This is a genomic window from Shewanella sp. SR44-3 (assembly GCF_014163735.1).
In the GTDB taxonomy this organism is placed as follows: Bacteria; Pseudomonadota; Gammaproteobacteria; order Enterobacterales; family Shewanellaceae; genus Shewanella.
On record NZ_JACJDV010000024.1, the window covers coordinates 42,104 to 51,829 of the forward strand.

At 47.5% G+C, this 9,726-nt stretch carries 8 protein-coding genes, 1 pseudogene and 1 other annotated feature (1 of these 10 running past the window's edge); of the genes and pseudogenes, 8 read left to right on the plus strand and 1 reads right to left on the minus strand.

Features of this window, described 5'->3' with window-relative positions; genetic code table 11:
- Positions 1-86: a sequence feature (Trp leader region), on the plus strand (it extends 18 nt beyond the left edge of the window).
- 79 nt (positions 87-165) lie between these two features.
- The 8 genes from H5073_RS12520 (at position 166) to H5073_RS12555 (ending at position 9,211) form a co-directional block, all read left to right on the plus strand.
- Positions 166-1,791, plus strand: coding sequence for an anthranilate synthase component 1 (locus tag H5073_RS12520; protein ID WP_182679909.1), 1,626 nt, complete (start codon positions 166-168; stop codon positions 1,789-1,791).
- On the plus strand, positions 1,788-2,441 hold the full coding sequence (locus H5073_RS12525) for an aminodeoxychorismate/anthranilate synthase component II (protein WP_182679904.1): 654 nt from the start codon (positions 1,788-1,790) through the stop codon (positions 2,439-2,441). Before H5073_RS12520 ends, H5073_RS12525 begins: the two co-directional genes overlap by 4 nt.
- Positions 2,441-3,493, plus strand: a complete 1,053-nt coding sequence (trpD, locus tag H5073_RS12530) for an anthranilate phosphoribosyltransferase (RefSeq protein WP_182679905.1) — start codon at positions 2,441-2,443, stop codon at positions 3,491-3,493. Before H5073_RS12525 ends, trpD begins: the two co-directional genes overlap by 1 nt.
- Positions 3,494-3,495: 2 nt before the next feature.
- On the plus strand, positions 3,496-4,986 hold the full coding sequence (gene trpCF, locus H5073_RS12535) for a bifunctional indole-3-glycerol-phosphate synthase TrpC/phosphoribosylanthranilate isomerase TrpF (RefSeq protein ID WP_182679910.1): 1,491 nt from the start codon (positions 3,496-3,498) through the stop codon (positions 4,984-4,986).
- Positions 4,987-5,078: 92 nt separating this feature from the next.
- The gene (gene trpB, locus H5073_RS12540; RefSeq protein ID WP_182679906.1) at positions 5,079-6,284 is read left to right on the plus strand and encodes a tryptophan synthase subunit beta; all 1,206 of its coding nucleotides are present in this window, start codon (positions 5,079-5,081) and stop codon (positions 6,282-6,284) included.
- A gap of 52 nt (positions 6,285-6,336) precedes the next feature.
- Positions 6,337-7,146: a tryptophan synthase subunit alpha gene (trpA, locus tag H5073_RS12545; RefSeq protein WP_182679911.1), complete on the plus strand. Its 810-nt coding sequence runs from the start codon at positions 6,337-6,339 to the stop codon at positions 7,144-7,146.
- An 823-nt stretch (positions 7,147-7,969) separates the two neighbouring features.
- On the plus strand, positions 7,970-8,815 hold the full coding sequence (locus H5073_RS18510; protein ID WP_182679907.1) for a DUF2971 domain-containing protein: 846 nt from the start codon (positions 7,970-7,972) through the stop codon (positions 8,813-8,815).
- Positions 8,816-9,004: 189 nt separating this feature from the next.
- Complete coding sequence (locus tag H5073_RS12555) at positions 9,005-9,211, plus strand: hypothetical protein (RefSeq protein ID WP_182679912.1); 207 nt, start codon at positions 9,005-9,007, stop codon at positions 9,209-9,211.
- A gap of 305 nt (positions 9,212-9,516) precedes the next feature.
- Here the strand turns inward: H5073_RS12555 and H5073_RS12560 are convergent.
- Positions 9,517-9,726, minus strand: a pseudogene (locus tag H5073_RS12560) (transposase); the annotation flags it as partial.

Below are 9,726 nucleotides of genomic sequence, written 5' to 3' on the forward strand. Positions count from 1 at the left end.
TTCCCAACTTCTCGGGCGGTGTGATGCGTTGTGCTTAATTGACACAAGAATTATCCAAAAAGCCCGCACCTTGCGGGCTTTTTTGTTTTCTGTCCCAAGGCTGGCTCAATAGGCAAAATAATGGCAGTAGCGATGATAAATCTAGATAACGGGGAACAACAGACGATGACAGCACCAACTTCAATCCAGAGGGCATCGACGGCTAGCATAGCCAAGGTCAGCACTCAAAAACAGCGCCTGACTTACCATGCCGACCCCTTAAGTTTGTATCACAGCATCACCCAAGACTTGCCCCATACCTTGTTACTCGAATCGGCCGAAGTCACCAGTAAGCAAAACCTTAAAAGCATCATCATGACCCACGCAGCCATGATGATCCGCTGCGATGCATATCAAATTACCTTTAGCGCACTGACCCCCAATGGTGCTAGCCTGCTTGCACCCATTGCGGCATTTTTTAGCCATGCCAAGCCAACACAAGATGAAGAGCACTTAGTGGTGCAGCTCACTAAGAATACTGAACTGCAAGATGAAGACGCACGCCTTAAGGCCACCTCACCACTGGATGGGCTGCGCTTACTGGTTAATGCCATCAAAACCGACAAGGCGCCCGCATTTGAAGACTTATTTTTAGGCGGGGTGTTAGCTTACGATCTTATCGATACCGTAGAGCCGCTGCCACCAGTGCCAAATGCCAGTAACGATTGCCCAGATTACCTTTTTTACCTCGCCGAAACCTTAATCCTTGCGGATCACCAAACTGAGCAGTCTGAGCTTATCACTCATCTTTTTGATCCTAACCCCGTTGCAGCAGATGGTGATGCTAGTCGTGATGCAAATAATGATCCCAGCTATAAGCAGCTACTCACTGAGCGCGCGGCTATGCTGACCCAAGCCTGTCAACAGCCGCTAGCCACTCCTGCACTGAAGCCGTTAGATGCACAGGAGCGGGTTAATATCAGTGATGAACAATTCAAACAAACTGTGGTGGATTTAAAAGAGCACATAGTGGCCGGCGATATTTTTCAAGTGGTGCCATCAAGAAGTTTTAGCTTGCCTTGCCCCAATACCCTGGGCGCGTATCGTGCATTAAGACTCACCAATCCTAGCCCCTATATGTTTTATTTCAAAGGCCCAGACTTCACCTTATTTGGCGCCTCTCCCGAGTCAGCCCTTAAATATCAGGCCAGTAACAACCAAGTGGAAGTTTACCCCATAGCAGGCACCCGCAAGCGCGGTAAAAACGCCCAAGGCGAAATCGATTTTGACTTAGATAGCCGCATCGAACTTGAGCTGCGCCTCGATAAAAAAGAGCTCTCAGAGCATTTGATGTTAGTGGATTTAGCCCGCAACGACATCGCCCGCATCAGCCAAAGCGGCAGCCGAAAAGTGCCTGAATTACTTAAAGTTGACCGTTATTCCCACGTAATGCACTTAGTGAGCCGAGTCACGGGGCAGTTAAGGACAGATCTTGATGCCCTGCACGCCTATCAAGCCTGCATGAACATGGGCACCTTAGTGGGCGCGCCAAAAGTGCGTGCCTCTCAATTGGTGCGCGAGGCCGAAAAAGCCCGCCGCGGCAGTTATGGCGGCGCAGTGGGTTACTTAAATGCCCTAGGGGATATGGATACCTGTATCGTTATTCGCTCAGCCTTTGTAAAAAATGGCATGGCGCACATTCAAGCAGGCGCAGGGGTGGTATTTGATTCTGACCCTCAAGCCGAAGCCGATGAAACCCGTCAAAAAGCCCAAGCCGTGATCTCGGCGATTAAATTGGGAGGTGCACTATGAGCACCCAGCAGCAATCACAAACGCAAAAACAAGCCACCAAGTTGTATCTTTTGGATAACTTTGATTCGTTCACTTACAACTTGGTTGACCAATTTAGAAGCCTAGGTTTTGAGGTGGTGATATATCGCAACGATGTTAATCCCCAATACCTCGCCGATAAATTGTTAAATGAAGCTGGCAATGCCGCCTTAGTGTTATCGCCAGGCCCCGGCGCGCCTGTGGATGCAGGCTGCATGATGACGCTTATTGGCCTGCTTGCGGGAAAAGTCCCCATGTTAGGCATTTGTTTGGGCCACCAAGCCATGGTGGAATATTATGGCGGCAAGGTAGAGCGCGCCCCCTTTGTGGTGCACGGTAAAGCCAGCCCCACCTTTCATAGCGGCCAAGGTATCTTTGCTAACTTGCCCACCCCGCTGCCTGTGGCGCGCTATCACAGCCTAGTGGCCACCAAAGTGCCCGATTGCTTAGCGGTTATCGCCACAACCGATGAAATGCCCATGGCGATATTGCACCCTGAACACAAAGCGGTGGGGTTTCAGTTTCATCCAGAATCCATACTCACCACCTTGGGCAGCCAATTGCTGACCCAAACTCTGGACTATTTAACCCAAGCTAAGCCCGCAGCCACTAAGTCTCAAGGAGGCCAATAATGCCAAATCAAATAACCCTAAGCACACAGGACTTACTTGATACGCTTTATCAAGGCCATGCCCTCACCCGCAGCCAAAGTGAAGCCTTATTTACCAGCATAGTGGCAGGGGAGATGGATCCTGTCGCCATGGCTGGCATGTTAGTGGCCCTTAAAATGCGCGGCGAAACCACAGCAGAAATCACTGGCGCCGCCGATGCCCTACGCGCTGCCGCCAAGGCTTTTCCAAGAAGCGCAGCCTCAATTCGCACAGGCGTGCTGGATATTGTCGGCACAGGTGGCGATGGCTTTAACACCATTAATATTTCAACTACCGCAGCCTTTGTCGCCGCAGCTGCCGGGGCAAAAGTGGCCAAACACGGCAATAGAGGGGTGTCGAGCAAATCTGGCTCGTCGGATCTATTGGCCCACTGCGGCATAGGCCTAACCATGAGCCCAGAAGCCGCCAGCACCTGTTTAGATACCTTGGGGTTAAGCTTTTTGTTCGCCCCCCATTACCACGAAGGCGTGCGCCACGCCGTGCCTGTGCGCCAAGCCCTTAAAACCCGCACGATTTTTAATATCCTAGGGCCACTCATTAACCCTGCAAAGCCTGAATTTATGCTACTTGGGGTCTACTCGCCTAAGCTACTTGCTCCTATCGTTAATGTGCTTAACGCCCTTGGGGTCAAGCGCGCCATGGTGGTTTATGGCAGCGGCCTAGATGAGGTGGCGCTTCACGGTGATACCCAAGTTGCCGAGCTCAATTATGGCGATATTCGCTTCTATCATTTAACCCCAGAAGAATTAGGGGTCGAGCGCGCCGACTTAAATTTACTCACAGGCGGCGAGCCCAGTGACAATGCACAGATCACCAAGGCGATTTTGCAAGGTCAAGGCCAAGCCGCACAGCGTGATGCGGTAGCGATAAACGCGGGCTGCGCCCTGTATATTAGCGGCGTCAGTGATTCAGTGCAGGCGGGGACTAAGCTTGCTTTAGCCACACTTGAAACGGGCAAAGCGTTTGATGTACTAACCCAGCTTGCCGCAGCCAGCCAAGAAGCGGAGGGGTAATGATGACTACTCATGCCGAACAAAAAACCACTCTGATTACTGACTCAAATACTAAAGAATCTAACGTGCTGACTCGAATAGTCGATACTAAAGCCGCCCACATAGCCGCCCTAAAGCAGCGTTTCCCTGAAGCTAGCCTGCAGCCAAAAATGTCTGACAGAAGTTTGTTTGACGCCCTAAAACAGCCTAATGCCCAGTATATTTTTGAATGTAAAAAGGCCAGCCCATCAAAGGGCTTAATTCGCCCAGACTTTGATGTAGAAGCCATCGCCGATATTTATGGCAAGTATGCGGCGGGGATTTCTGTGTTAACCGACGAGGAATTTTTCCAAGGAGACATGGATTACATCCCTAAGGTGCGCGCGCGCGTCACTCAGCCGATTTTGTGCAAAGACTTTTTTGTTGACCCCTACCAAATCAAACTTGCCGCCCATCAAGGCGCAGATGCCGTGCTATTAATGCTGTCGGTGCTCGATGATGAGCAATACCAAATACTGGCGATTGAGGCACAAAAGTATCAACTCGATGCCTTAACTGAGGTGAGTAATCAAGCGGAAATGACCCGCGCCATTAACCTTAATGCCCAAATTATCGGGATTAACAATCGCAATCTGAGGGATTTATCCACAGATTTGGCCACCACCGAGCTGCTTGCGCCCCAAGTCCCCGCAGACAGAGTCGTCATCAGCGAGTCTGGCATTTATACTCACGACCAAGTGCAGCGTTTAAATCCCTTGGTGGATGGCTACTTGGTTGGCAGCTCAATAATGGCGCAAGAGGATGTAGGTTTGGCCTGCCGTCAGCTTATTTTTGGCAATAACAAAGTCTGCGGCCTCACTCGCATTGAAGATATAAAAAATGCCGCCTTAAGTGGCGCCGTTTTTGGTGGGTTAATTTTTCATCCAAGCTCAAAGCGCTATGTTGATTTAGCCAGCGCCAAAGAATTACTTAAGCAGATGAAAATGCAAAACATCAGCCTGAAAATGGTCGGGGTGTTTGTTAACGCCCACGTCGATGAAATGGTCGAAGCAGCAAAGGAGCTTAAGCTTTTCGCCCTGCAATTGCATGGCGCCGAAACCACTTCAGATCTCACTCAATTAGCCCAAGCATTAAAGGCCAAAAATATTGAATGCGAGATCTGGAAAGCCGTCTCAGTGGACAGCCAAAGCGGCGAGCTAGGGCCAAGGCCAGCTGGCGCCAGCCGTTATTTGTTCGACAGTAAAACAGCGCCTGCCACTAACATGGGCGGTGCTCAGTTTGGCGGTGCTCAGTTTGGAGGAACGGGGCAAACCTTTGATTGGCAGCAATTGCCGCTCACTGGCGATGAAAAATCTCGCGCCATGCTGGCAGGTGGACTTAATGCAGACAACGCAAGCCTTGCCAAACAGCAAGGGTTTTCTGGTTTAGATTTTAACTCAGGGCTTGAGCTAAGCCCAGGCATTAAAGACCCGAGCAAGATAGCTAAGGCCTTTGCTGCGCTAAGACAAAACTGATTGAGCTGATTGCACTAATTGAACTGTGAAACAAATTAATTTAATGATGAATAATATGAAACCTATAACCATTTTTGCACTAAGGATCTCCCATGACAGAGCTTAAGCTTGACCCTTATTTCGGTGAATATGGCGGCATGTACGTACCGCAAATTCTGGTGCCCGCCCTTAAGCAGCTAGAATCTGCCTTTGTTGATGCCCAGCAAGACCCAGCCTTTCAGGCAGAATTTACCGATCTACTGAAAAACTACGCAGGTCGCCCCACTGCGCTGACCTTAACCCGTAATTTAAGCCCTAATCCGCTAGTGAAAATTTACCTAAAGCGTGAAGACTTACTCCACGGCGGCGCCCATAAGACTAACCAAGTGTTAGGTCAGGCATTGCTCGCTAAGCGTATGGGTAAGAAAGAGATTATTGCCGAAACTGGCGCGGGACAGCACGGCGTTGCCACCGCCCTTGCCTGCGCGCTGTTGGGGCTTAAATGTAAAGTGTACATGGGCGCAAAAGATGTTGAGCGTCAATCCCCCAACGTGTTTCGCATGCGCTTAATGGGCGCAGAAGTTATTCCTGTGACCTCAGGCTCTGCCACCTTAAAAGATGCCTGTAATGAGGCCATGCGCGACTGGTCAGCAAGTTATGATAAGGCCCATTATTTATTAGGCACAGCCGCAGGCCCGCACCCTTTCCCAACAATCGTGCGGGAATTTCAGCGCATCATAGGTGAAGAAACCAAGCAGCAAATATTAGAAAAAGAAGGCCGTTTACCCGATGCGGTGATTGCCTGCGTAGGCGGCGGCTCAAACGCCATCGGCATGTTCGCCGATTTCATTGACGAGCCAAATGTTGAGCTTATCGGCGTAGAGCCTGCAGGCAAAGGCATCGACACCCCAATGCACGGCGCACCATTAAAGCACGGTAAAACCGGGATATTCTTCGGCATGAAAGCCCCTTTAATGCAAGACAGTGACGGCCAGATTGAAGAGTCATACTCAGTCTCAGCAGGTCTTGATTTCCCATCAGTTGGGCCACAACATGCGCACCTTAACGCCATCGGCCGCGCCCGTTATGAGTCAGCCACAGACGATCAAGCCTTAGCCATGTTCCAGCAGCTTGCTCGAAGCGAAGGCATCATCCCAGCGTTGGAGTCAGCCCACGCCTTAGCCTATGCGGTCAAACTTGCCAAAACTGCCATCAAGGAAACCATTCTAGTGGTTAATTTATCGGGGCGCGGCGACAAGGACATCTTCACTGTGTCTGACATTTTGGCGGCCAAAGCCCAGGAGAGCGGCAATGACTAACACAACAAATAACACTATAAATAACGGACTGACTAACGCAGTGACTCACAAAATGAGCAGCAGATATCAGCAAGCTTTTGCAGCCCTTAATGCCAAAAATCAAGGCGCGCTAGTGCCGTTTGTGACCTTGGGTGACCCAAGCTTTGAATTGTCACAAAAAATCATTAACACCTTGATTGAAAGTGGCGCCGATGCCCTAGAGCTGGGCTTTCCCTTCTCAGATCCATTAGCTGATGGCCCAGTTATTCAAGGCGCTAACTTAAGGGCGTTAGAGGCTGGCATGAAGACCAAGGATTGCTTTGAGCTTATCCGCCAAACCCGCGCCGCCCACCCAGATTTACCCATAGGTTTACTCTTATACGCCAATCTTGTGTTTGGTAACGGCATAGATAATTTCTACGCCAAGGCAAGCCAAGCCGGAGTCGATTCAGTGCTAATCGCCGATGTGCCCGTGGAAGAGGCCGCGCCCTTTATTGAGTCTGCCAAAAAGCATGGCATAGCCCCGATTTTTATCGCCCCGCCAAACGCCGATGACGACACCTTGAAAGCTGTCAGCAGTAAAGGCGAAGGCTACACCTATCTACTGTCCCGCGCGGGCGTCACAGGCACAGAATCAAAAGCGGGCGAGCCCATAGAAGCCATCTTGGCTAAGCTGAGCGAATTTAACGCCCCCCCGCCCCTGCTTGGGTTTGGTATCGCCGAACCGGCCCAAGTCGCCGCCGCCATCAAAGCCGGCGCCGCAGGTGCTATCTCAGGCTCCGCCGTGGTTAAAATTATCCAGGCCCATAAGGATGATGAAGCCAAGCTACTAACTACCTTAGGCGACTTCATCAAAGCCATGAAAGCCGCAACTTATAAGTAAGCTACTCAATATCGACAGCACAATACAAGCTTGATTGGCACATAGCTTATATAAATAAAGTAAAGCCCCGAGTGAATCATCACTCGGGGCTTTGTTTTGCTTTGTTTTGCTTTGTTTTGCTGTATGAAACTAGGGAGCGTCAATTCAAATTCAGCGTTAAAGGCTTGCCATGGCCCAATTCTTACACAAGGAGTCTCGTCGACACGCTATTAAAACCAGAGTCATCCATGTGGATTCACAAAGTCAGGCATTGAAAATTCTGCATACTGGCTTGCCATGGCCCATGTCTTACATAAAGAGTCTCTACGACACGCCGACTTCTTGTGAGATCAAGAGCCATCCCTGAGGGCTCGAACATCCCGTCCATGGGATGGACGGTCGTCTCGCAAACACTCATGGCTCACCTTTTCAGCATTTGTGTAACTTGTTGACTTAAAGAATAATATTAAAAATTTAATAATGGGTGTCATCATAAATTTCAAAAAAATTTAATAATGGGTGTCATCATAAATTTCAATGTTCTTGTTCATCAGCTCGCATTCTTAATTAGTAAAAAGGCTAGCGGCTTCCTTCAGACCAATCATCAATGATAAGCCCTTGCCATTCGCTAGTAGTTAACGTTTAATAACAGCATGTTATTTAAACGGTGATCTTCCTACAGAGGACTTTCACCTCATTAGTTCATGCTCATGCTCATGCTCATGCTGGGCGTACTCAAGGCGCTCCACAGGACAAAAAACAGTTGGCTTTTGCTCCTGCGTCGCTTATTTTAGCCAACAATTTTTTGCCTATTAGCTTGGCGCTATAAATCATGGAGAGTCAGGTGTATCTTTTTAAGTATTTTGAACCTGCAAGAACTGATGTTATTAAAAATGGGTGTATTCGTTTAACACAACCGCTAGATTTCAATGATCCTTTTGAATTTAAACCTGTTATTTCTACAGTTGCTACTCAAGAAGAGTTCAAAGATATTTTTGAGAAAACAATTCATGAAAAGATCGAAGAAGAACTATCAAAAATTCCGCTCGAACTAGCGGAGAAAATATCAAAGCAAGATCTTGAAGCAACTATTCGTCAGCTATTGAATGATAATAAGGGTAAATTGGATGCTCATTTGGCAAATACTGCTAAACAGGTTTCAAATATCTATAATGAGAAATCAAATGAGCTAATTGGTGTGCTTTGTTTAACTGAAGAAAAAGATAATTTACTTATGTGGTCTCATTATGCAGATTCACATAAAGGTTTTTGTATTAAATTTGATGCTTCTCATGAATTTTTTAATCAAAGGAGAAGTGAAAATGACGAGTTTTATCATCTCAGAGAAGTTGTATATTTAGATGAACGCCCAAATAAAACAATGAGTAATATGTCTGGTGTTGATTTGTTGCTTCTTAAATCTGATATATGGGCTTACGAAAAAGAGTGGCGGTTTTGTGGCGTGTTAAATGATTCAGATTATATAATTGATAGTGAACCTCTAAATGTACATTTGTTTAAGTTCCCAAAATCAATTATTCAAGAGATCATTTTAGGTGTAAATGCTTCAAGTCAACTTGAGCAAGAAATGAAGTTAATTATTAGTCAGACACATGAGTTATCTCATGTAAAACTGAGCAAGACAAAAATATCAGAGAAGCATTATAGTCTTGAGTTCAATGATTTATAATCGGGTAGCCGGAGGTGTCTAACCTCCAGCCCCCACACCACCCTGCATGCGGCTCCGCACACGACTGAATGGATTCAGGAGGTAGAGCAACGCAGGAGCATGTTGCCGAGGGCGGTTCATTTACTCTGGTAGTGTTCATAATTCTGTGTCATTTCAGTAAACTGTACAAAAACAGGAATGGCACATGACATGACTCAACCTTTTAACTTTGAACAAGCCCTTAAAGATCTTCAAGCGGGTAAAAACCTCACAGGCAAAGACAGTATTCTTGGCCCCTTGATTAAACAACTTACCGAAGCGGCCCTTCAAGCCGAACTCGAGCAGCACTTGGCTCATGATGAGCAACCTAACCGCAAGAAAAAAATTCAGGCCAGCCATTATAAAACAATAACATAATGCATTTTCGACATGTGCTCACAAAAAATTCAGGCCAGCCATTATAAGAACAAAAATTCAGAAACAAAAATTCAGGCCAGCCATTATAAAACAGTAACATAATGCATTTTCGACATGTGCTCAAGCGAGATTGTGAAGGTTTGTTGCTAGAAAGCCAATATCGCTGGCGTTTATGGAAGCTGGTTGGCTAAATAGGCAGATTTCGGGGTTTAAGTCAGGATAAACAGTGATTTTCAGCCACAATAGCCCAACTCATTAAAGAGTTAAGCTGATTTAGAAACATTGTTATTACAAGGGATTTTAGATTAGCCAACTTTTAAGTGCTGGCAGCAACTGGCGAAGTGTCGTCGGCGTTTTTCTAGATGCTCACAATAGCGAGTAAGTTCTTGAAGTGTGCCCACAGGACCATGAAATAGCTTGCCAAATTCAGTGGTGAGTTTGAGCCAGTTATCCTGTGGAATGTTCAATCGCGTGAGTAACTTAGCGCTGTTAGCACTGATTGAACCGCGCTTGTC